This window comes from Idiomarina sp. PL1-037 (genome assembly GCF_034422975.1).
Classification (GTDB): domain Bacteria; phylum Pseudomonadota; class Gammaproteobacteria; order Enterobacterales; family Alteromonadaceae; genus Idiomarina.
On sequence record NZ_CP139873.1, the window covers coordinates 2,615,010 to 2,638,135 of the forward strand.

At 46.7% G+C, this 23,126-nt stretch carries 25 protein-coding genes; 13 read left to right on the forward strand and 12 right to left on the reverse strand.

Annotated features, from left to right (window positions below; genetic code table 11):
• Nucleotides 1–16 precede the first annotated feature (16 nt).
• Together U0358_RS12295 and U0358_RS12300 are read left to right on the forward strand one after the other, a co-directional pair.
• The gene (locus U0358_RS12295; RefSeq protein WP_317497637.1) at nt 17–2,059 is read left to right on the forward strand and encodes a BCCT family transporter; all 2,043 of its coding nucleotides are present in this window, start codon (nt 17–19) and stop codon (nt 2,057–2,059) included.
• Nucleotides 2,060–2,170: 111 nt separating this feature from the next.
• Entirely contained in the window at nt 2,171–3,061 is an 891-nt protein-coding gene (locus U0358_RS12300) for a MaoC family dehydratase (RefSeq protein ID WP_322406448.1), read from the forward strand.
• Nucleotides 3,062–3,077: 16 nt separating this feature from the next.
• Here U0358_RS12300 and U0358_RS12305 read toward each other — a convergent pair whose 3' ends face one another.
• The 3 genes from U0358_RS12305 to U0358_RS12315 all read right to left on the reverse strand — a co-directional run bounded on the left by U0358_RS12305 (nt 3,078) and on the right by U0358_RS12315 (nt 5,859).
• A complete protein-coding gene (locus U0358_RS12305; protein WP_322406449.1) occupies nt 3,078–4,352 on the reverse strand; it encodes a metal-dependent hydrolase family protein in 1,275 nt (424 codons plus the stop codon).
• A gap of 94 nt (nt 4,353–4,446) precedes the next feature.
• Nucleotides 4,447–4,899 carry an RrF2 family transcriptional regulator gene (locus U0358_RS12310; protein WP_317497640.1) on the reverse strand — a complete coding sequence of 151 codons (453 nt, stop codon included), beginning with the start codon at nt 4,897–4,899 and terminating at the stop codon, nt 4,447–4,449.
• An 18-nt stretch (nt 4,900–4,917) separates the two neighbouring features.
• Entirely contained in the window at nt 4,918–5,859 is a 942-nt protein-coding gene (locus tag U0358_RS12315) for an META domain-containing protein (protein WP_322406450.1), read from the reverse strand.
• 229 nt (nt 5,860–6,088) lie between these two features.
• Here U0358_RS12315 and U0358_RS12320 point away from each other — a divergent pair, with 229 nt between their 5' ends.
• Nucleotides 6,089–8,218 carry a TonB-dependent receptor family protein gene (locus U0358_RS12320; protein WP_322406451.1) on the forward strand — a complete coding sequence of 710 codons (2,130 nt, stop codon included), beginning with the start codon at nt 6,089–6,091 and terminating at the stop codon, nt 8,216–8,218.
• 64 nt (nt 8,219–8,282) lie between these two features.
• Here the strand turns inward: U0358_RS12320 and U0358_RS12325 are convergent, their stop codons facing one another.
• Entirely contained in the window at nt 8,283–9,230 is a 948-nt protein-coding gene (locus tag U0358_RS12325) for an ATP-grasp domain-containing protein (RefSeq protein WP_317497643.1), read from the reverse strand.
• Between the two features lie 9 nt (nt 9,231–9,239).
• Entirely contained in the window at nt 9,240–10,463 is a 1,224-nt protein-coding gene (locus U0358_RS12330) for an APC family permease (protein ID WP_322406452.1), read from the reverse strand.
• Nucleotides 10,464–10,551: 88 nt separating this feature from the next.
• On the opposite strand from U0358_RS12330, the gene U0358_RS12335 reads away from it, so the two are divergent.
• The 3 genes from U0358_RS12335 to U0358_RS12345 are packed head-to-tail and all read left to right on the forward strand — an operon-like array spanning nt 10,552 to nt 13,545.
• Entirely contained in the window at nt 10,552–11,916 is a 1,365-nt protein-coding gene (locus U0358_RS12335; RefSeq protein ID WP_322406453.1) for an SLC13 family permease, read from the forward strand.
• 60 nt (nt 11,917–11,976) lie between these two features.
• Nucleotides 11,977–12,315 (forward strand): zinc ribbon domain-containing protein YjdM, encoded by a 339-nt coding sequence (locus tag U0358_RS12340; protein ID WP_317497646.1) that lies wholly within the window; start codon nt 11,977–11,979, stop codon nt 12,313–12,315.
• A 21-nt stretch (nt 12,316–12,336) separates the two neighbouring features.
• Nucleotides 12,337–13,545: an alkaline phosphatase family protein gene (locus U0358_RS12345; RefSeq protein WP_317497647.1), complete on the forward strand. Its 1,209-nt coding sequence runs from the start codon at nt 12,337–12,339 to the stop codon at nt 13,543–13,545.
• Here U0358_RS12345 and U0358_RS12350 read toward each other — a convergent pair.
• Nucleotides 13,542–14,036 (reverse strand): DUF4199 domain-containing protein, encoded by a 495-nt coding sequence (locus U0358_RS12350; protein WP_322406454.1) that lies wholly within the window; start codon nt 14,034–14,036, stop codon nt 13,542–13,544. The two genes, U0358_RS12345 and U0358_RS12350, sit on opposite strands and share 4 nt — an antisense overlap.
• 103 nt (nt 14,037–14,139) lie before the next feature.
• Between U0358_RS12350 and pgsB the strand changes: the two genes are divergently transcribed.
• Genes pgsB through pgsW form a run of 3 tightly spaced genes read left to right on the forward strand, consistent with a single transcriptional unit; the run spans nt 14,140 to nt 17,083 of the window.
• Nucleotides 14,140–15,345 (forward strand): poly-gamma-glutamate synthase PgsB, encoded by a 1,206-nt coding sequence (pgsB, locus tag U0358_RS12355; protein ID WP_322406455.1) that lies wholly within the window; start codon nt 14,140–14,142, stop codon nt 15,343–15,345.
• Nucleotides 15,342–15,917 carry a poly-gamma-glutamate biosynthesis protein PgsC gene (pgsC, locus tag U0358_RS12360; RefSeq protein ID WP_317497650.1) on the forward strand — a complete coding sequence of 192 codons (576 nt, stop codon included), beginning with the start codon at nt 15,342–15,344 and terminating at the stop codon, nt 15,915–15,917. Before pgsB ends, pgsC begins: the two co-directional genes overlap by 4 nt.
• Before the next feature lie 14 nt (nt 15,918–15,931).
• A complete protein-coding gene (pgsW, locus tag U0358_RS12365; protein WP_317497651.1) occupies nt 15,932–17,083 on the forward strand; it encodes a poly-gamma-glutamate system protein in 1,152 nt (383 codons plus the stop codon).
• 25 nt (nt 17,084–17,108) lie between these two features.
• Here the strand turns inward: pgsW and U0358_RS12370 are convergent, their stop codons facing one another.
• Together U0358_RS12370 and U0358_RS12375 are read right to left on the reverse strand one after the other, a co-directional pair.
• A complete protein-coding gene (locus U0358_RS12370) occupies nt 17,109–17,999 on the reverse strand; it encodes an LOG family protein (RefSeq protein WP_317497652.1) in 891 nt (296 codons plus the stop codon).
• A gap of 77 nt (nt 18,000–18,076) precedes the next feature.
• Nucleotides 18,077–18,523, reverse strand: coding sequence for a GNAT family N-acetyltransferase (locus U0358_RS12375; RefSeq protein ID WP_317497653.1), 447 nt, complete (start codon nt 18,521–18,523; stop codon nt 18,077–18,079).
• Between the two features lie 133 nt (nt 18,524–18,656).
• Here U0358_RS12375 and U0358_RS12380 point away from each other — a divergent pair, with 133 nt between their 5' ends.
• Nucleotides 18,657–19,601: an MFS transporter gene (locus U0358_RS12380; RefSeq protein ID WP_322406456.1), complete on the forward strand. Its 945-nt coding sequence runs from the start codon at nt 18,657–18,659 to the stop codon at nt 19,599–19,601.
• A gap of 47 nt (nt 19,602–19,648) precedes the next feature.
• Here U0358_RS12380 and U0358_RS12385 read toward each other — a convergent pair whose 3' ends face one another.
• A complete protein-coding gene (locus U0358_RS12385; protein WP_322406457.1) occupies nt 19,649–19,846 on the reverse strand; it encodes a hypothetical protein in 198 nt (65 codons plus the stop codon).
• A gap of 126 nt (nt 19,847–19,972) precedes the next feature.
• A complete protein-coding gene (locus U0358_RS12390; protein WP_322406458.1) occupies nt 19,973–20,395 on the reverse strand; it encodes a secondary thiamine-phosphate synthase enzyme YjbQ in 423 nt (140 codons plus the stop codon).
• An 86-nt stretch (nt 20,396–20,481) separates the two neighbouring features.
• Here U0358_RS12390 and U0358_RS12395 point away from each other — a divergent pair, with 86 nt between their 5' ends.
• Complete coding sequence (locus U0358_RS12395) at nt 20,482–20,916, forward strand: nuclear transport factor 2 family protein (protein WP_322406459.1); 435 nt, start codon at nt 20,482–20,484, stop codon at nt 20,914–20,916.
• A 25-nt stretch (nt 20,917–20,941) separates the two neighbouring features.
• Nucleotides 20,942–21,220, forward strand: a complete 279-nt coding sequence (locus U0358_RS12400; protein WP_322406460.1) for a peptidylprolyl isomerase — start codon at nt 20,942–20,944, stop codon at nt 21,218–21,220.
• 10 nt (nt 21,221–21,230) lie between these two features.
• Here the strand turns inward: U0358_RS12400 and U0358_RS12405 are convergent, their stop codons facing one another.
• Nucleotides 21,231–21,701, reverse strand: a complete 471-nt coding sequence (locus U0358_RS12405) for a hypothetical protein (protein WP_322406461.1) — start codon at nt 21,699–21,701, stop codon at nt 21,231–21,233.
• Nucleotides 21,702–21,844: 143 nt separating this feature from the next.
• Between U0358_RS12405 and U0358_RS12410 the strand changes: the two genes are divergently transcribed.
• Nucleotides 21,845–21,988, forward strand: a complete 144-nt coding sequence (locus tag U0358_RS12410) for a DUF2256 domain-containing protein (protein ID WP_322406462.1) — start codon at nt 21,845–21,847, stop codon at nt 21,986–21,988.
• Here U0358_RS12410 and U0358_RS12415 read toward each other — a convergent pair.
• Complete coding sequence (locus U0358_RS12415) at nt 21,942–23,024, reverse strand: GGDEF domain-containing protein (protein WP_322406463.1); 1,083 nt, start codon at nt 23,022–23,024, stop codon at nt 21,942–21,944. The genes U0358_RS12410 and U0358_RS12415 overlap by 47 nt on opposite strands.
• Between the last annotated feature and the right edge of the window lie 102 nt (nt 23,025–23,126).

The following is a 23,126-nucleotide window of genomic DNA, read 5'->3' on the forward strand; positions in this document are numbered from 1 at the left end:
AAAAACAGGAGTTTTTATGTCAGCCGATAAGCAGAAATGGCATTCTGCAATTTTACTGCCAGTATTCCTTCCTGCGGTTATCGTTATAGCCTTACTGGTTATAGGCACGTTAAGTGCGCCGGAAAAAGCCGGCGAACTGTTTGACTGGACCCTTGCTGGCATTACCGATAATTTCGGTTGGTTTTATATGTTAGCAGTCGCACTTTTTCTCATTTTTATTATTGGTGTGGCCGTCTCAAGTTGGGGCAAAATTAAATTAGGGCCCGATCATTGCGAACCGGAGTACAGTTTTACTTCCTGGTTCGCCATGTTATTTTCCGCCGGATACGGTATTGCCCTGCTGTTCTTTGGTGTATCCGAGCCCATACTGCATTACGCCGAACCACCCGCAGGCGCAGCAGAAACCGTGAGTTCAGCTAAGCAGGCCATGCAAATCGCCTATTTCCATTGGGGCTTTCATATCTGGGCAATATACGGCTTAGTTGGCTTAGTACTGGCTTACTTTTCGTTTCGCCACGGCTTACCACTTTCTATGCGTTCAACGCTTTACCCGCTTATTGGCGACAGAATCAACGGCCCTATTGGACATACAGTCGACACTTTCGCCATCCTCGGCACCATGTTTGGTATTGCGACGACCCTTGGCCTTTCGGTTATTCAAATTAATGCCGGCCTCAATTACTTATGGGAAGACATTCCTGTTGGAACAACGGTTCAGGTTATCGCTATTGGAATCATCACACTAGCAGCCATAGCATCAGTTGTTGCTGGCATGGACAAAGGTATTAAGCGACTGTCCTTGATTAACATTACCTTAGTCATATTCCTGCTGTTGTTTGTTTTCGCGGTTGGACCGACTATCCATATCCTGGAAACTTTCCTGCAAAATACCGGCGCCTACATAAGTGGCATTGTGGAGCGTACCTTTAATTTACAGGCCTATGAGCGCAGTGACTGGATTGGTAACTGGACACTATTTATCTTCGGCTGGACGATAGCCTGGGCACCTTTTGTCGGGCTGTTTATTGCCAAAATTAGCCGCGGCCGTACCATACGCCAGTTTGTTTTTGGCGTTATGCTGGTGCCAACCATATTCACTTTCTTCTGGTTTGCCGTGTTCGGTGATACAGCATTGAATATGATCATGAACGAAGGTTACACAACCTTAATTTCGGAAGTTCAGGATAACCAGGCGGTAGCGCTGTTTAAACTCTACGAAAACCTGCCTATGACCAGTGTCCTAAGCTTCCTGACAGTACTATTAATTATCACCTTCTTTGTAACGTCATCGGATTCTGGCTCACTGGTTATTGATTCATTGTCCTCTGGCGGCATGATGGAAACACCCGTCTGGCAACGTGTTTTCTGGGCGAGTACTGAAGGCATTGTTGCATCCGTTTTGCTCGTAGCGGGAGGGTTAGGCGCTCTGCAAACCGCCGCTATCACCAGTGCATTGCCCTTTGCTGTCATTATTTTAATATCGGCGGCAGGCATGTGGCGCGCACTTATAATTGAAGGACATCAGTCTAATAGTCTTCAAAGTCACCGCCACTCTCACCGCCGGGGAGTCAATGAAGGCGCCGATTACTGGAAAAAACGTCTGGCTGGTCTAGTCGACTTTCCAAATAAAGAGTCGGTGCTGGAATTTATTAACGGACCAGCTACAGAAAGCATGAAAAAAGTCCGGGACGAGTTAAAAGATCAGGACTGGCCGGCGGAATTCCGAGCTGACGAAGACCATAACCGCATTATTCTTAGCGTTGAGCGAAAAGGTGACTTAGAGTTTGCTTACGAAATTCGCTTAAAAGACTACCTGCTACCAGAGTACGCTTTAACCAACGATGAAGGCAGAGAAATTTACTATCGAGCTGAAGTATTTCTCAGACAAGGTGGGCAGTCTTATAATTTATATGGTTATGAGCAGACTGATATCATCAACGATGTCATTAATCAGTTTGAAAACTATTTGCACTTTCGTCATCACAGCCCTGGTGTTCTCCCATGGGACTTGGAAAAACATGACGAAGACCTCAATGAAAACCTTGAGTCGCAGAAATAAAAAAGCGTAAAGAAGCCGCTCTTCGGAGCGGCTTTTTAGTGGTCGGACTGTTGATAGCAGGAGACATGTGAGAGAATAGCCATATTGTCAGTATGGAGTTTAACTATCACTATGGAACGTGTTGATACAAGCCCGCAAAAGCTAAGCCCGATGCCCAGCATGTTATTGCGCTCTCTGTTGACGTTACAACGCAGCGATGAATCAGCAGCAGAATCTGAAACTTTGCTCAAAGAGTACTCAATTCCTGCGCCAACAGCTAAGCATTTGAGCCGTTATCAACAGTCATTCGGTGGTTTCGTCAGTGACGTCCCTCTGGCCATGCTGTACTGCATCGCGCAAAGAGCTCATTTATCGCAAATGCTCGATGACAGCTTTCCCTGGCCTGCGCCTGGTTTAGTTCATGTCAGTAATAAAATTGAGCGCCATCAGGTTATTTCTGCACAAGTGCCTTTTCAACTGGTATCTAAAGTAAAAGTACCTAAGCGCGGTCCTGATGTCTCTCCGCGCCGGCTGCGCCCTCAGTTTGTGGTTGAGTTCTGGCAAAATAATGAGAAAGTAGCGACTTGCTCCAGCGTTTATCAGGTGATGAGCGGACAAAATACTGGAACAACGAAAAAATCGATGCCTCCGATAAAAACATTTGAGCCGGAAGCTGGCTGGGAAAATCTCAGTCACTGGCAATTAGGCAGTGGCATGGGCCGACGCTATGCACGCATTTCCGGCGACTTTAACCCAATTCACTTGCATCCACTGGTCTCACGCTGGTTTGGCTTTGAAAAACCAATTATTCACGGCATGTATATGATGGCAAGAGCTCAAGCTGAGCTCGAGCAGCGTCAGCAAAAACCAGTAACTTATATCGACGTTACCTTTAAGCGCCCCGTTATTCTTCCCGCACGGGTGCAACTATGGGCATCAAAGCAAGATGATAAAACCAAATACGAAGTGCGCAGTGCTGATCACAGCTCACTGAAGCTGGAAGGGTCAGTTCGTTTCGACTAACCCTTCCTGGCGTTCCTTACTGATGCTTATATACCTTGCCGTCTTTCATCACGAAGCTCACACTTTGTAATACCGTGATGTCTTCCAGCGGATTTCCTTTTACAGCGACAATATCGGCCAATTTACCTTCTTCAAGATGCCCAATATTGTCATTCTTAAGTATTTTCGCTGCCGTTTTAGTCGCTGACTGAATTGCTTCTGCTTCCGATACACCGGCCTCTACCATGTACTGGAATTCAAGCGCATTATCACCATGCGCTGAAACACCACTATCGGTGCCAAAGGCGAAATTCACTCCAGCTTTGTACGCTTTAGCAAAAGTATTCTGAATTTTAGGTCCTATGGCACGGGCTTTGGGTCTGACCACATCCGGAAAATAGCCGTCGATCTCAGCTTTCTCCGCAACAAACTTACCGGCCAAAATTGTCGGAACCAAATAAGTACCATGTTCTTTCATAGCGGCAATGACTTCGTCATCCATGTAAGTGCCATGTTCCACCGAGGTGATACCCGCTTTTACAGCACGTAACATACCGGCTTTGCCGTGAGCATGGGCTGCAACGTGAAAATTATAATCGTTGGCAATATCCACCAGAGCTTTTAATTCATCTTCGGTAAACTGTGGGTTATCACCGCTGCTGGCCATACTTAAAACACCACCGGTCGCGGTTATTTTGATGAAGTCAGCCCCATCTTTATAATGCTGGCGTACTGCCTCGCGGGCACCCGCCGCACTATTAATGACACCGTCTTTTGGCGTGGGACGCCCCATAAGTTCTTCTTTCCAACCATTAGTAGGGTCAGCATGCCCCCCTGTCGTTGCCAGCGACTTGCCCGCAGAGTAAATTCTGGGACCATCAACGACACCGGAGTTGACGGCATCGCGCAGAGCAATAGTCACGTTGTGGGAGTCACCCGGGTTTCTTACGGTGGTAAAGCCGGCATGCAAAGTTTTCATCCCATAATGTTGAGCCGTTAAAGCGAGATCGGCCGGATTTTCAGTAAACTGTTTTATGTATGAGTTCGGCCCCGACTGACCGTCAAGGTGTACGTGTAAGTCAATAAGACCAGGCAAACAGGTATGAGAGCTTAAGTCTGTAACTGACGAATCAGCACCAGGGCTGTTCACTCTTATAGCGGTGATTTTATTATCCGTGACTTCAATATACCGCTCTCCGGCCAGACGGCCGCTTTCACTATCAAAAACGTTTCCGCAATGCAGCCATTCATCGGCTTGAGCAGAATGCCCGGCTAAGGCAACAGTCAATCCGATAGCTATCTTTTTCAACATGGTTTCCCCTTATATTCATTCTAGTTATTGTTCTTCTTTGATACTCCGAACCCTAACCAAATGCAACGATAGCGGCTGACATTGAGACCAAAAGTCAGTCTTTGTCGATAGTTACCGGAATAGCGGCCCCCCAAAACTCTCGAATTTGTGCATCATTACTCACTAATGACGCAAGAGTGTAGCCTGACAGAGAATTGTAGAAAGTTTCTTTCCCTTGGTTAATTACATTTTTCAGCTCACAAACAGGGAAAATAGCACACTCGGGTTTATGGCAGTCGACCCAGTACTCATCACCCTCCAGCCGGCGTATGACTCTATCCAGCCGAATATCAGCCGGTTCAACCGCTAACAGGAAACCACCGTTTTTACCACGACGCGTTTCAATTAGACCTTCTTTGCCCAATTGATGGACGACCTTATTTAAATGATTGCGGGGAACATTGAATATGCCACTCAGCTCATCAATAGTGGCAAGCTTCGTATCCTCTTTTGCGGCAAGATACATAAGAACCCGCAGGCCGTAATCTGTGTACTTTTTCAATTGCATGCTGGCGCCCTTTTACCTTTATTCGCTCTGCTGCTTAAATGTCATTTGACGGCCCCCGCGAGTGCTCAGTATCAAGCGTCCTTTATCATCAATGTTCACTTGATAAACTCGCTCCAGAGCACTTCTGAACTCTTGCGAGAGTTCGTTAGCCTCGCCACTGCATGCCATTTTCGTGCTTCCGGTAATACGAATTTGAGCAAGTTCGCCACCCATGTTGTAGTTCCCGAAATAACGATTACAACCATTAAAACCGGCAAGCTGGCTGTCTTTTAAAAACTGAATGGTTGCTGGCCTAGAGTTAATCGCATGCCCTTCAAACTCGGAGAGCTCCCAGGTAGCCCCCTGGAGCAACCACTCACTGTCACCACCGCAGCCAGAGTACATACGATCAGATTCCTGCAAATCGACCTGATAAGGATATAAACGCCCACTCATCGAATCCCGACATAGCCTGTCAATAACAATAAGATGTTTATCGCTCGTCGACTCAATACGCCATTCATAAGGTTGTTCAGAAACAACCTGCGCTGCGGCTAAGTCAATAATTGCTTCGCTTTCAGGAGTCGTCAGCGCCATATGCTGTGGATTTACCGCCGCTTGCCAGAAAGGTTCATTGCCCCTCGCCGTAAAGTGTTTAGGTAAAGTGCCTTGCTCGACACAAAGCGGCATTTCCTGGCCTCGCCAGATAATATCGGCTTCATTACCTTTACTCCAAAACTGTGTTAACGGCTCTTTATTATTTGAGTAACGGGCTCCAGAACCACTAACGGTCTGCAGTAAATCCTCCTGCTGTGACCCATAACTTAACAGCACACCTTGATCTTTTGGCAGTACGCTAAGTTCACTTGCACCACACTGATAATATGTCGGCACTTGCTCTTCCGAAGTTAACAAAGTGCAACCTGACAGCAGCATTACAACGAGAACAGAGACACTTCCTTTCATATGTATCGCAAGCATTCTTGCCATCCTTATATTTTTTACCATTAAGTTAGAATTCTATAGATCGCACGGGTAATTGCATTAATTCTTCCAAGTCTTTTTCAAATCTTCCGGAGGAACACCAGAGTAAAGAGCTGGATCAAAAATCTTAAAAAGATTATTGCGAATCATTCTTATTTTAATTACTATTCCCATCGAATTTAATTAATCTAAAATAACTTTTCAAAAAAGGTGAAGTGAATACGTTATGAAAAAGACGATCTTAGCCAGCACCATACTGACCGCTCTCGCAGCTCCCGCTATGGCCAATAACGCTAGCGGCGATACTGATATCGAGCAAATCAAAATTATTGGCAGTAAAACAGACGCCCGCAATGTTGCCGGCTCCAGCGCCGTTATTGACGAAGAACAGATGCGTATTGAAGTGCCGAGCGATATCAACCAGTTAATGAAAACCATCCCGGGTGTTTATGTTCGTGAAGAGGACGGCCAGGGTCTGCGCCCTAACATCGGCATTCGTGCTGCTTCAGCCGGACGTGTCAGCAAGGTCACACTGATGGAAGACGGCGTCATGATAGCACCGGCTCCCTATTCAAACCCGGCCGCCTACTACTTCCCGACTACGTTCCGTATGTCATCGGTTGAAGTGTTAAAAGGTGCGCCTTTGCTACGTTACGGCCCACAAACAACCGGCGGCGTTTTAAACCTGGTGACAACACCTATTCCGGAAGACTTTGGTGGCCAGGTTCTGACTCAGTTTGGTGAGAACAGCAGCCGTGATATTCACGCTCATGTGGGCGGCACTGAAGGTCCATGGGGCTTTTTATTAGAAACAGTGCAACGCAGCAGCGACGGTTTCAAAGAAATTGATCGAAGCAGTCGCGATGCCGGTTTTGATATTGAAGACTACGTTGCAAAACTGCAGTGGACTGGCGAGCGCCAGAGCCTGTTGGCCAAAGTTCAATATTCAGAAGAAATCTCAAATGAAACCTATCTTGGCCTGACTGACACCGATTTTGCTGAAAATGAAAATCGTCGTTATGGACTTTCTGAAATTGATCAGATGGATAACTCGCACAAGGGCTACAGCTTAAACTATGTATTTGAAGCCACTGATAATCTGACTTTAAATATTTTAGGCTACTACAACGACTATGCCCGTAACTGGTTCAAACTGGATGGCGGCAATGCATACGTCAGTGCGGCTAACAACGGTGACGCCGAGGCATTAGCTATTTTGCGAGGCACTCAGGACGAAGCCGGGTTAAACTACAAAAACAACAACCGTGCTTATGAATCTAAAGGCATTGAAGCCAATGCTCAGTTTGCTTTAGGGGCTCATAACCTGGAAGTGGGTGTTCGCGATCACAGCGACGAGATGGATCGTTTCCAGCCAGTTGAAATTTATGATCAGGTTAACGGTAGCCTCGTTTACCAAGGCAAAATTATGCCTACCGGCGGTAATAACCGTCTAGAAGGCGCAGACGCAATCAGTTTCTGGTTAACGGATCAATGGCAGGCAACCGAGAATCTGAACGTACACTTAGCGCTGCGTTATGAAGACGTAGAGTCTTACCGTAACCAGTTTGCGGATACAGCACGCGAACAGTTGGACAGCGCGCGTTCAAACGACAGCAACGAATGGTTGCCGGGCGTATCCTTCACGTATGACGTGAGCGAAAACTGGCAGGTACTGGCTGGTGCACATAAAGGCTTTTCTCCTTTAGGCGGCGGTGCGAAAAGCTTCCAGGAGCCAGAAACCAGTAATAACTACGAAGCCGGTGTTCGTTTTAACCAAGGTTCATTCTTTGCAGAAGCCATTGGTTTCTATAGCGACTTTAGCGACACCACACAACAATGTTCAATTGCTAACCCATGTGACAACGGCGCTGAATCAGGCAACTACGTATTGGGTGAGTCAGTCGTTCGCGGTTTGGAATTCCAGGCGAGCAATACCTTTGAAGCAGGAAGTTTCTTAATACCTATTGATGTTACTTACACCTATACCAAGGGTGAAATTAGCGAAGACAACCTCGATAACCTTGACGGCGACGAGTTAGCTGACATTCCACAAAACATGTTCAGTATGCGTATTGCGCTCGATAACCAGCAAGGATGGGTAAATTATGTTGTCGCCAAATACGCTGACGAAATGTGCGTCAGCACCGGCTGTAACCGAAGCAACAGCCGCTTTGACAAAACGGAGTCTGTTTTTGTCACCGACTTTGTCAGCCGCTACGAAATGAACAACAACATGGCGGTTTATTTCAAAGTTGAGAACCTGTTCGATCAGCAGAAGATTATTGCTCGTTCACCACATGGTGCACGTCCGAACAAACCTCAAACCGCTTCTTTCGGTGTGGAATACACTTTCTAAAAATTAATCCCTCCCTGGATTTGTTATGGCCCCATTTTTATGGGGCCATTTTTTTTGAGTCACCTTATTGGGCTAAGCTAATCAGGTAATCCGCTAACGCGCCCATGCCTGTTTTCTTAACACCCGCTTCACGCTCCGCACTTTGATTATAATTGGTGTTGGTGTTCACATCGTAAACGTACAACTCGCCTTTTTCGTCCTCAATAAATTCAATGCCGGCCACATCGATATCATTGGCTTTCAAAAAGGCTTCCAGCGCAAAAATAATTTCATGGTCATTAAAACGCTGCGTAATAGTGAATTTATTGGGTTGATTTCCATCAGCAGACGCTTCAGTGGTTGGGCAAAATGCATCATCCACGCTGCACACATCGGCAGGGCATAACTCAAAGCCTTGCTCAGTATTAACGTTAACCGCGTAAACAAATTTCTGCCCGACAAACTCACTGCGGGTAATATGCGGCTGCTTTGGCTGAATGTATTCCTGTAACAGCCAGATACCGTCTAACGGCTCTTCATAATCGTCGCTGTTTAGGTAGTTCTCCAAGCCAGCGACATCATCAAACTTCATGACGCCTAAACCTTTACCTCCACGATTAGGCTTTAAAATCAGTGGCCACTCAGCAAACTTCTCAGCGGCCTCTGTCAGCAGATTTTTCCCCACCACAGCTTGTGTTTTAGGTACATTAAGCCCCGCTTTTTGCAGCGCCGCATATTGCGACAGCTTACACACTTCCAGCGCCAGCACCCGGGTGCCATTAACCACGGTTCTATTACTATTTTCCAACCAGGTTAACGCCATGCGAGTCAGTTCCGGTGCAAACCGATGACCCCGCGTGTGCGAGGAAGCACTCATACGGTTGTAATAAACCGCATCTTCCGGAAGCTCGGAAAAAGGTATAACTCCCTTATCCAGAAACCATTCTTTGGCTTCTACGCCGCGCTTTTCAAACTCTGCTCTTAGCGGCACCAGCCACTCTTCATTCTCGTGCAGAATAACAATATCTCGCATGGTTACCTCTTAGCGTCTCAGCTGATGTATCAGCAGAACTACGACAATAAAAATAAGCCCTGACAACAACACTTGCCAGGGAACAAAAACGGCCAACCCAAGGCAGCTGACTAAACCTAGTATGGATACCCACTTGGGTAAAAAACGATCACTTTTTGCGACTTTCAGCGCCGCTAAATTCGTGATGCCATAATACACTAAAACCGTAAAGGCGCTGAACGACCATGCGGTCTTTATATCACCAATTGCGACCAGCACCAGCATGACAATAGAAGTTAGCCAGGTTGCCGGGGGCGCCGATGTTTGCTGGTCGTTTAAGTTAGCAAAGCGCATCGGCAAATCGGCCCTGCGCCCCATGGCCAAAACCACCCGCGATACGCCCAAAATTAAGTTCAGGATAACTCCGCCCATAGCAGCCACTGCGCCAAGGGTTACCAACCATTGTATTGGTCCGCTCGGCAGCAAACGTGCCAGGGAGAAATGCTCCGCCTGAAAGTCCGCTATGCTGGGAAAGTGCAATAGAGCGCTACCAACCCCTAAATACAGAAGCGTCACAGCCGCCAGAGTTAAAACAACGGCCAGAGGAATAACCCGGCGCGGGTTTTGTACTTCTTCACCCATGGTGGCAATGCGTCCGTAGCCTGTGTAGGCAACAAAAAGCAGAGCTGCCGCCTGCAAAACGTGCCACCATTCTACCGAAGCCCGCTCAACAACAAGGGAAGTTTGTTGATGTCCGTTAATAATGAAAGCCAACAGAGCCACGATGCTCACCGTAACAATGACTGCATTAACCCGGTTTGTGCGCTTAACGCCACCCAATACTAATAACGTAAATAGTACCAACACCGCAGCCGCTATCCATTGTGCAAAATATGACGGTATTGCCGAGGTGTTCGTCACATACCAACCTACCGCCAGCGCGGCTGTTGCCGCTGATGCACTTTTTGCTACTACAAATAAACTGCCGGCCGTTACGCCATAAGCCGGAGTCAGGAACCGATAGCCGTATTCATAGGTTCCGCCGCTTACTGAGTGTGCTGAAGCTAACTGAGCCGAAGACAAGCCATTACATAAGGCCGTTACCGCCGCAATAAGAATTGCCCATACAACAGCGCCACCGGCAATGTCGGCACCAATACCGACACTAACGAAAGCGCCCGTGCCTAAAATGGAACCCAGCCCTAAAACAATAGCGCCCGCCAGCGAGGTAGAACGCGCAAGTTGTTGATTCATAGACTGCCTTTTATTCTTTCGTTGGTGATTCAGCCACTTCTCTATTATCTTACAGGGTAAAAGATGAAAAGGATGTGACAACCGCTTAATGAAACATTTAGCACTGGGGCCAATAACCGCCCTTATTGTATTACTCACAACACAGCTGGCAAACATGCCGTTACCCGCCGCGCTAACCTTAAGCACTGTGGTCTGGGTGGCCTGGTGGTGGGTAACCGAATGCATTCCTTTACCTGTCACCTCGTTACTGCCTTTTGTATTGCTTCCAACGTTCGGGGTTATCGACACACAAACCGCCGCAGGCGCTTTAGGTGACAACATCATTTTGTTGTTTATGGGGGCGTTCATGCTGGCCAAAGCCGTTGAAGCCAGCGGTGTTCATAAACGCATGGCTCTGTCTTTGATTGCCAGAATTGGTGCAGACAATGGCCGCAAAGTAGTTATTTCCTTCATGGCTGCAACCGCTTTTCTCTCTATGTGGATATCGAACACCGCCGGTGTGCTGGCACTTTTACCCGTTGCATTGGCACTTGCCGATGCCAGTGACGACAAGGACTTTCAACGAGCTCTGCTGTTGGGTTTGGCCTATGCCGGGTCGCTAGGCGGCGTCGCGACTTTAGTAGGAACACCACCGAATCTGATTTTCGCATCTATTTACCAAAATATTACCGGCGCGGAATTCAGTTTTACCCGGTGGCTGAGCATTGGTTTACCCATGGTTCTGCTAGGCTTACCTATTATCGCACTTTGGCTAACGCGTAACGTCAAACTGTCAAAGCCACTTGAGTTGCCAACCACCAGTGAAATGACAACTTACGAAAAACGCGTATTGATAGTATTCGGTGTTGTTGTCTTTTTATGGATAACACGTACCGCTCCCTTTGGCGGCTGGACTGGCGTACTTGGTACTGGCAGCCTCAATGACGCGACCGTCGCTCTGGCCGGAGTTGTCGCTATGTTCGTTATCCCATCTGGGAATGCTAAAAACGAAAAATTGTTAAACTGGCCGTTGGCGAGAGATATTCCCTGGGGCATTTTGCTACTGTTTGCCGGTGGTATCTGCTTAGCCCGCGGCGTTATGGAAAGTGGGCTTGGCGAACTTATTGGTCAGTCTCTCACTGCCTTAGACGCCCTGCCATTGTGGTTACTGATTTTTGTTTTGAGCATGACCGTGTCCTTCGTTACAGAAGTAACCTCCAATACCGCAACGGCTACCTTACTTATGCCCATTCTGGCAGCCACGGCAACGGCACTTGAGTTACCTATCGAGTTACTCATGATACCTGCGGTTATTGCCTGCAGTTGTGCCTTTTGCATGCCGGTCGCCACACCGCCAAACTCTATTGTTTTTGCGTCTAATCGAGTCACTATAAAAGCCATGGCAAAAGAAGGTTTGGTACTGAATATTTTGCTGGCCATTGTCACAACGCTAGTGGTACTAATTTTTGTCTAGTGCGCCGACAGCTCTGACAGGCTATAATCGCCTGCTTTCATCTCCTCAAAAGGATCTGACATGAGCGATTTTCCAGCCTGTCCTGAGTGCAACTCAAGTTTCACCTACCACGATGGCACCTTATTAATTTGTCCTGAATGCGGACACGAATGGTCTGAAAACGAGCCAGAAGTAGCTGACGATGCACCAACTTATCGCGATGCCAATGGTGCGCCACTGGAAGACGGCGATACTGTCACTGTCATTAAGGATCTTAAAATTAAAGGTTCATCTTCGGTGGTTAAAGTCGGTACCAAAGTTAAAAATATCCGCTTAATTGATGGTGACCATGACATCGACTGTAAAATTGACGGTATTGGTGCAATGAAACTGAAATCTGAATTTGTTAAAAAGGTCTAAAGTCGGATACCGGAAATTACTATGAGAACGCTTTTAGCTGTCTGCCTCGTGCTTTTTTCGTCATTTACTTTCGGAAAAAGTAATGAGCAAACTGTAGTACTTATTTCAATTGATGGCTTTCGCCACGATTATATTGAAAAACATAACGCTAAAAACATTGCAGAATTAGCTAAAAGCGGCGTGCGCAGTAAAGGACTTATTCCTGTTTATCCGTCAAAGACGTTCCCAAATCATCTGTCTATTATCACCGGCCGTTATCCTACTCATCACGGCCTGGTCGATAATAACTTTTACGATACCGAGCGCCAGCAAAAATACAGCATGGGCGATGGCTTAAAGGACAGTAGCTGGATAACCGCTTTGCCATTGTGGAACCTTGCCGAATTTCAGGGCGTAAAAGCAGCGACTTTTTTCTGGCCTGAGTCCGATGCGCGAATTAATGGCCGGACACCCAGTTATTTTTATCATTACAGCCACCCGGTTCCTAACCGCCAGAGAGTTGAGCAAATCATCGACTGGTTAAAGTTACCGGAAAAAGCTCGTCCACGCCTTGTTACCGGCTATTTTTCTGTCGTTGACACCATGGGGCACCGTTTTGGCCCGGACGCTAAACAAGTGAAAGGGGCAGTTCAGCACGTTGATAAGCTTATTGGCAAGTTATGGCAGCGAATGCAAACGGAAGTGGATGCCCCGGTTAACCTGGTTCTGGTTTCTGACCACGGCATGGCACCCATTAAAGCCGATAAGATGATTGACGTTAGTGAGCTGACTATTGATGAAGAGCTGTTTAACGTTGTGAATGCACAAACTCGACTGCTCATTTACGCAAATGAGGGAACTTCGGACGAGCAAGTAGACTCACTCCGACAGCGCCTGAACCAAATGGCTGATGGTCCCTTTTATACTGAGTCGGAAGAAGCGTTGGCTCAGCGACACTTCGTGAATAGCCCACGGGTGCCTTCCATCGTGTTAGCGACAGATGCCCCTGTCACTTTCGCTACACGCCCGCGAGAGCAATGGTCAGACGGCGGCACCCACGGGTATTACGGCACCCGCGATATGGACGGCCTGTTTGTTGCAGCCGGAACCGGCTTCAATAGTAACCAGCAAGTTGAGCGGTTTGAGAACATTCATATTTACCCAATGCTGGCAGAGTTACTCAATTTAGAGCTGCTCACCGACATTGATGGCCGGGCTGACGTGCTCCGGCCAATCTTAAAAACGAATTAATGATCATCAAGTTGCGGTGTTTTTATAAATACCGCAACTAATGCGGCCGTAATGGTGCCGATAACAAGAGCAAAGAGCATCGACTGAATAATATAGCTACCTAAAGTAAAGTAAATCTCCGCTTGCTCAGCATCCATTCCACCTTCACTGACAGCAAAATTGCTGATATTTTCAAAATAATTGGGTGAAATAATAACGTGCGTTATCCACTGACTAACGGGCGTTAAAATCGCCACTACAATGGCTACAATCAGGCCACTGATAAACCCCTGCATCCAGGTCATTGATCCATTAAGATCTTTTTCTCGCTTTTCTCGAAGTGCTAATACAAAAATGGCGATAGCAATAAGCGCAAAGAAGTTCGAGTAAGTTGAATGGTAAGCAATGTAATTGTCATGAAGACCAACCAGCCTTGCTATTAATACCCACAACATACTCACTACAATAAAAATAATGCCCCATTTTATTTCTGTTGTTCGTGTTTTAAGCATCCTGAATTGCCCTTTTGTAAAGATCCCTAAAAACAATAGCACTATTAAGGGGGACTCTGTAATGATAGTCCCGTTTTAAACGAATTATTTCAGGAGGATTCCCGTGGAAATACCCAGCATGCTCGCTATTGTAGCTGCACTATGGGTTGTTCTGGTTATAGCCGGCGTTTTTGAGGCCGTTCGCCATTGGGCACTTGTCCGTAAAATTCCCGTTCGAGTTCATGTAAATGGTACCCGGGGAAAAACCAGCGTTACCCGATTAATTGCGGCAGGGTTACGCAGCGGTGGCAAACGTATCTGTGCTAAAACAACTGGTTCTGCAGCAGCTATTACTGACCCAGATGGTCGCGAATTTCCTATTTACCGAATAAGCGGTGCGAATATTATTGAGCAAATGCGTACGCTCAAAAGAATGGCAGCGTTAAAGCCTGAAATTGTGGTTATGGAATGTATGGCCCTGCAGCCACAGTACCAGTCTTTGAGTGAATTGCGAATGGTTCGCTCAACCGTTGGCGTTATTACCAATGCCCGTGCCGACCATTTAGATGTTATGGGTCCGGGTGAAAACGACGTAGCCTTAGCTCTGGCAGGCAGCACCCCCGTTAAAGGCGACTTATTCACCGCCGAACGCGACTTACTCGATGTATTTAAACATTCATGTAATGACCGTAAAAGTGAACTGCATGGTGTAACCGAAGAAGAAGTTAACGCCATTACCGACGACACCATGAAGCGTTTCCGTTACGCAGAGCACGCCGAAAATGTTGCTTTAGCTCTGAATGTCTGTGAGCACCTTGGCGTTGAACGGGAGAAAGCGTTGGACGGCATGGTTGCATTAGAGCCAGAAGCCGGAGCCATGCAGGTTCTTCACGTTAACTACTTCAAACGCGAAATTATATTCGTTAACGCCTTTGCAGCCAATGACCCTGAGTCTACAGGCCGCATTTGGGAAAATATGCTGGAGAAACACGGCGAAGACCGCCGTAAGATTGTTTTGATCAACTGCCGGGCAGACCGTCCGCACCGCTCTCAGCAAATGGCCGAAGACGCCGTTAATTGGAGTCAGGCAGATAAGTATCTGCTGATGGGGTCAGGTACATTTATCTTTGTTCGGAATGCCGTCAAATACGGCCTCGACCCAGAAAAATTATTAGTCATGGAAAATGCTCATATGACCGAAATTACTGAAACAATTTTAGAAGAGTCCGGCAGCAGCGCATTAGTTGTCGGCATGTGTAATATTCACGGTGGTGGCGAAGAAGTTGCTCGTTTCTTCCAGAACCGAGCAATTAAGGAGGAAGATCTATGATTGCATTAAACATTCTTGCCGTCGCCATTGGGGTTGGTCTATTTTTCACCTTATTACTGACTCAAACCTTGGGCTTGGCCGCTGGCGGCTTGGTTGTCCCTGGTTATGTTGCGTTACAGCTGACTGACCCTCTAAGCTTGGCTATCACGCTTGTTGCTGCGCTAATCACCTATCTCATTGTCAGAATTATTGCCAGCTTCGCTATTATCTATGGCCGTCGCCAAACCATTATTATGATTCTTACTGGGTATCTCATTGCCGGCTTGATGGATTTATTCCTTGGCAACCTCGTTAATTGGGTAGATTTGCAAATGATTGCAGGCGGCGATGATGCTCAGGCTCAAATAGCCACGCTTGAGTCGAGCTTTATGATGTCAATTATGGAAAGCAGCATCATTGGTTACATTATTCCCGGGCTTATTGCCATTTGGTTTGACCGGCAAGGTGTACTGCAAACTTTGTGTGGACTTGCGGTCACAGCGGTACTGGTCCGTCTGGCCCTTATCATTATTATGCCGGAATCATTACAAATGTACGAAGCAAGCCAAGCATTTCAGATGCCAGGCTGGTAACAGGAGGACGAATCATGAGTAGTTTTACAAAGATTTATTGGCGTTCGTCAGGCGTACCAACCTGGGGACTTCTTTTTCTTATCGTGCTGTCAGTTATCGTTATGGTTGCAGCAGAAAATGTTAAGCAGCGTGACCCCGTTGTTGATGACAATTACGCCACCATGGTCAATGCGTCAAAAATAATGCGCGAAGGTATGCAGGTACTTAAACCACTGCGCGCGCAACTGGCGCCAATTAACCCGGAATTCGATCCCCAACGTTCTGGCCTGGTTGGCTTAGAAAACAGCATTGTAACCACTAACCATGGTGGGCGTGAATCGAAGCAAACAACAGTTAATCCTAACTGGGCTGCAGTTGCGGTTAAGTTAATGGCGGATGCTGGTGTGCAAGAAGGAGACTTGGTTGCAGTTACAGTATCAGGCTCATTCCCGGCACTGAACCTCGCTGTGTACTCAGCCATTGAAGCTATGGGGGCTGAAGCAGTAATTATCGCATCTGCGTCATCGTCACAATGGGGTGGAAACGTGCCTAATTTCCTGTGGCTTGATATGGAACGCGAGCTTCGCGAAGCCGGCGTACTCAGTTCAAAACCCGTTTACGCTTCTATCGGAGGTATTGAGGATCGGGGTATCGGTATTGCAGAAGAAGGTATTACCTCAATACGAAATACCATAAAAAGAGCAGACATCAATTTTATTGACCCTGCCAGCTATCAGGAAGCCGTTGCTGATCGTATTGCAATATTTCGTGAATATTCAACTGACCGTCAATACAAAGCCTTCATTAACGTCGGTGGTGGCGCGACTATCGTTGGACCTCCGGGAATTGACGATATGTTTAAATCTGGGCTTCAAGAGGATGCCCCGGCTCGCGCCTTCGCAGTAGATACCGTAATGGGTTACTTCTTACAAGAAGACATTCCTGGTATCCACTTCATTGGTATTAAAGATATGGCCACGCGATACGGCCTTCCGTTAATGCCACAACAAGTCGTGCCAGTTGGCAATGGCGGTATTTATTCAGCAACAATTTATAACCGCTGGTTAGCACTTGGTTTAGGCCTTGGCCTATTCGCTATGACCTGGCTTATCGTTCGCTCTGCGCGCATTACCAGCTTGTGGCGCCGAACAGGCGAAAGTGGTAAGAGCACAAAACCGATGGTTTAATAGCGCCAAGCGCAACGGGAGCAAGTTAACCTTTGCTCCCGTTCTTTAAATCATAACAATGACAAATAGCCTTCCACGCGTCTTCTGCACTATCCACAATCTGGAACAAATCTAAGTCGTATTCTGCAATAGCGCCTTCTTCTACCAGCAAATCAAAGTCGATTGCACGCCGCCAAAACTCAGAACCAACCAAAACGATAGGTACTGGCCCGGACTTTTTGGTTTGTACCAGGGTTAAGGTTTCGAATAACTCATCGAGTGTTCCAAAGCCACCGGGAAAAGCAACCAACGCACGGGCTCGTTGCAGAAAGTGCATTTTGCGAATAGCAAAATAATGAAATTGAAAGCAATATTCAGGCGTTATATATGGGTTCGGGCGTTGCTCATGGGGCAGTACTATATTCAGCCCAATACTTTCGCCTCCGGCCTCCATTGCCCCCCGGTTCGCAGCTTCCATAATACCGGGGCCACCGCCACTAACAATCATCAGATTTTCTTCATCGTGCCTCAGGTTATGTTCAGTCGCAATACGCGAAAAATCCATTGCCTGCTGATAATAGGCGCTATTTTTTAATGCCCGCTGGGCGCGCTTTAAATTACCTCTTAAACTATCGTTATCCGGATCTTCTGCTAATGCCTGCTCGGCCACACGAGCATCGTGCCGCGCCTGTTCAGGGGATAAAAAGCGGGCGCTGCCAAAAACGACAATGGTTGAATCTATCTGATGCTTCTCTAACGTTAACTGAGGTTTTAAATATTCCAGTTGCAAGCGTACCGCGCGCAAATTGTCCTGCAGTAAAAATTCATGGTCAGCGAATGCCAACTTATACGAACCTTGCCCTTCTATCTTGGCAATAGATTCTTCAGACTGCTTTGCCGAAATTAAGCGACGTCGATGCAATTCATTTTCTGTCATGAGAAGTCCGTATGCATGGGTTTAATGGTAACCAATAACGGCTAGTTTATCTTAAATACAGAGCAAAGCCTTTCGAATTATTCTCTCTCCAATTGCATAGAGACCATGCCATTATTCTCACCCACCTCGTGAAACCCCAGGTCTTTATAAAGTGACCGCGCTGGCGTATTTTCAGGGTACACATTCAATGTAATAAACCTTACTTGCTCCTGCGCCCAGGCATTTTCCAATAGGGCTTTTACAAAAGCCCTGCCAAGTCCTTTTCCTCTCACTTTCGGGTTAACAATAAGGCAGGCTATGTGAATACCGTTCTCGATTTTTTCATAAGCCTGAGCAAAACCAACCAGCTCTTCATTCTGATAAAACGCAAAAGTCCCGCGTTCGTTGCCTTTAATCTGTTGCCAGATTGCATCCGCCGAGCTGCCATACCGAACTTTATCGCCGAACCACAGCCGGAACTCGGCGGCATTTTCAGGCCAGGTCAGCGCCATTTTTAACTCGTTGATTTCAGCTTTCTTTAACATCGCTCTTTATCTTAACAATGGGTTTTCAACGTAAATTATCACAGAAGAAAACCTAACGTCGCGTTAGTTCACTAACTAAGGTAATGTAAGGCCAATAAAAAATAATCTCCTATAAGATGCAATTAACGGCGCCATGCTAAGCAATACCAAACTGCACCAGAAACTCGCCTTACCTTTAATTATTCTCTCTCAATTACTGGGCACGTCCTTGTGGTTCAGTATTAACGGTGTCTGGCTTCCTTTATCGGCAGAACAGCAACTCACAGAGTCAGACTTAGGCGCTTTAACTCTGGCCGTGCAACTGGGTTTTATTATCGGCACTCTGACACTGGCATTAACCGGGCTGGCGGATCGTTACCGAGCCAGCCAAATCTTCCTGTTCTCAAGCATGGTTGGTGCAGTCGTTAACGCACTCTTTATCGTTACCGTTGATATCGCCAGTATGGCCTGGTTGCTGCGCTTTTTAACCGGGCTGTGCTTAGCTGGAATTTACCCAATGGGAATGAAACTGGTGATATCCTGGGTACCCCGCTATGCAGGCAGTGCACTTGCCTGGCTATTGGCAATGCTGACTCTAGGCACAGCTTTGCCCCACCTCATGCGCGGCATAACGCTGGACTTTTCATGGCAGATCCCGCTACTGGTATCTTCGTTACTGGCATTGCTTGGCGGCCTGTTAGTAGGATGGCTCGGCAGCGGCCCCCATTTACCGGCAACAGCTTCAGCTCATACGTTCCGTTCTGGCCTTAGCGCATTAACACGCCCCAAATTCAGAGCCGTTGCTGTCGGTTACTTCGGCCATTGTTGGGAGCTATACGCATTCTGGATGTTAACACCATTGCTGGTATTGCAGCCTTTAACCGCTCTCAACCTGCCTTTAAGCGCAGTACCCTGGATGGCCTTTTTCATTATTGCTATTGGCAGCCTGGGCTGTATTGGCGGTGGCTTACTGACTAAACACTTCGCAGGGTTAACCGTTGCCAGACTGGCATTATTCAGCTCTGGGAGCATTTGTTTGCTGTACCCTTTAATGACAGAACTTCCCGCCTGGATACTTTTGGGTTTATTGCTGTTGTAGGGCCTTACCGTTATTGCCGACTCCCCACAATTTTCAGCATTGGCCGCTCAGTTTGCACCAAAAGAAAATGTTGGTTCTGCACTGGCCATAATGAATGCCATTGGATTTTCATTAACACTACCGGCTATATGGCTAACCAGTAATTTGTGGTCTATACATAACGAGTGGGTTACCTGGCTTTTGCTGCCGGGGCCAGTCATTGGTTTATGGGCAATACGCAAGCTATCACCATAGAGAAAAATCATGGCCACTAAAATTAAAGACCAGCGTATTTATAAGTACGGCGTCATCGCTATCATTTGTGTCGTTGCCGCTCTGGCACTTATTTTTGTTATTGGACGCTTCGGGTAAAATTAGTACTCACCAACTCGTTACTCACCCTGAAGCGTGAGAATCAGGGTGCGCGCGCCGCCATGATCCCGATGCTCGCAAAGATAAATACCCTGCCAGGTTCCGAGGTTTAAACGGCCATTGGTCACAGGAACGGTCAGACTACTGCCAAGAATGCTCGATTTTAAATGCGCCGGCATATCATCCGGCCCCTCAAAAGTATGGCGATAATAGGGCGCATTCTCCGGCACCATTTCATTGAAATGACTTTCAAAGTCCTGCCTAACTGTTGGATCAGCATTTTCGTTGATGGTCAGTGACGCAGAGGTGTGTCTAATAAACACATGCAATAAACCCACCTGAACCTGCCCAAGCTGCGATAAGGCCTGCTCAACTTCACTGGTAATAAGATGAAAGCCTCGCGACCGAGCCCGTAACTGAAGTTCCGTTTGTTTGATAAGCATTTGTAAACCTGTTTGCTGTACATGAAAGCTTGCCATATGCTTACAGCATATCGAAAACAATGGCATAACTTAAAGGAATGATACTAATGCGATACTTACTGATCGTTTTTACGCTTTTATTCAGCATTACAAGTTTAGCCCAAGAAAGTGTCGAAGAAGCCACCACAAAAGCCGTAAAAGCATTTTTGTATGGCGCCAGCATTAATTCACCAAAAGCTCATGACCGGTTCTGGGCAGAAGAACTCACTTATACCAGCTCCAGCGGGAACCGTTTTGGTAAAGAGCACCTTATGTCCGGCATGAAAGAAGCCAAAGCTAAAGACCCTGAAGAAGTAAAAGTTTGGTACGGGGCCGAAGACATCGACGTAAAACAATTTGGTGACACTGTGGTTTTTAATTTCACACTAACCGCCGAAGAAGAAGGCAAAGTGACAAAATACTATTACAATACCGGCGTTCTTATTGAGCGAGACGGTCGCTGGCAGGCTGTTAACTGGAACGCGACTGAAATACCCAAGTAGAATAGATAAACGCCGGAGATAAGAAATGGCAAGAGCACACGCATTACATATTTTAGTTGAAACGAAAGATGAAGCCGAAAAACTAAAAGAGCAACTGACTAAGGGTGCAAAGTTTGCTGAGCTTGCACGTAAGCATTCACTTTGCCCATCGGGTAAAAAAGGTGGTGACTTAGGCGAGTTTAACCGCGGCCAAATGGTTTCTGCTTTTGACAAAGTCGTGTTCGGCAAGCCCACTCTTGAAGTGCACGGGCCGGTCAAAACTCAGTTCGGCTGGCACTTAATTAAGACATTGTCCCGCAGCTAAAAAACCGTTTTTATTCTTGCTCCTCAACCGGGTCGGCGTCCTTTTTACCAGGCTCTACATAAATAGCGATGCCTTCTCCGGTTTTATCGGTCAGCCCAAACGCTTTGCCCACACTGACACCAAACCCAACGTTCCCTGAGTAGCCTCCGGCACCGGTGCCCACATAAACGGAGTTACCTTCTTTATCACCCGTTTTTTCGAGTAAAATTCCATTCGCCCCAACTTTTGCAGCTTCCTGTTTCAGGCGCTTTAATACAGCATCCATTTTCGCCTGGTCGCCAAAACTCCACGAGGAGTCGCTGGTTGCTTCAATTAAGGCAATTTCCTCATAGTTATCTGGCTTTTCTAAATAGACTTTTACTTGCTCAGCTGGAATCTCCGGACGGGCATCGCCAATAAGCACGGAAGACGAGGGTGATGCACAGCCCGCTAATAGCAGCACTCCGCTCAAAACCAGACCAGAATAAAATGTATGTTGCATAACGCTACTCTCAGTATAAATCGCTTACTTAATCAATAGCACAGAAGTGGAGATTTCACTCAACTCTTTCAATATCTTTAAGGAATCGTAGAATGCAGTTGGAATAAACGCTCTTCATGCGTTATTAAAAAAGGAGCTTTCAATTGGCGCACCAAAAGCCGCACCTACCCAGTAAACTATGCCCGGTTTGCCAACGTCCGTTTATTTGGCGTAAAAAATGGAAGGACTGCTGGGATGACGTTAAATACTGCTCTGAGCGCTGTCGAAGGCAACGTCGTCAAAACTAGCAACAACCGTATTTCTGCCGTCAGCTTTGGCTTGATAAAGGTTTTTGTCCGCAGTTTGCAGCAGAGTTTCAGCGTTATGCTCTTCTTCATACGCTACTGCGGTTGCTATACCAATGCTCGCTGTAACGTTGATATCGTCAAGTAAGGTCTCGCTATTGAGCTTTTTAACTATTCGATTGGCAATCTGCTCGGCTTGCTCAGCATCGGTTTTAGGGCAAATAATCAGGAACTCCTCACCACCCCAACGACCAACCAAATCGCCATCGCGTGTTTCCTTTTTCATGATATTGGCAATAGCAACTAAGACTTTATCACCAACGATATGCCCGTACTCGTCATTAATTCGTTTGAAATGGTCAACATCCAACAATAGTACGGACGTAGCTTGTATATCCCGTTTTGAAGCCGCTATCAGAGTCTTTAATGTGTTGTCTAAATGCAGACGATTAAAAATACCGGTTAAAGGATCGGTTGCCGAGGTTTTTTGCAGTTGCTCATAGGCTCTGCGTCTGGAGCTTTCGTAATAACGAAATAAGAAGATTTGCGCCGTTGCCACTTCAATAAAGTTAAAAAACGCACCCAAGCTTAAGTTTCCAGGCACCCCCTGCCCAAGCAACTGATACAAAAACCAACTACAATACGCAAATACCAACCCGGTTACCCAACTACCCGCTTTCGGTCCAAGCAGAAAAAATGCTATCGGAGGTAAAATGGTTACCCACAATAACGAGTAATTCTGTCCTTCGGCTACATGAATAAAAGCAAGTAATACAAAGATTAAGGTTGCAGTAACTACCCAGCCGGCAACTTTAAAGTTACCGCCCCTGCTTACATAAAAATAAATAGCAGCGGCTAACAAAAAGCCAAAGAAATCGAAAACAGCAATATGAGCAGCATCAAAAAGCGTAATATTCAGCAGGCCAATTAAACCAAAGTAAATCAGCATGATAAGTAAAACACTGTATATCAGCGATACCTGATGATACCGAGGGTCATCAGTGCCAATAGTCGGGTGGTATTTCCGCCAGTATTTCATAAGAATTTTTAGCCGCTTTTTTTCTATGCTAGCGCGGTTTTGTAAAGATTGGAATGTGTATGCAGAATATACGAACACAAAATTGCATAATTTCGCACAGAC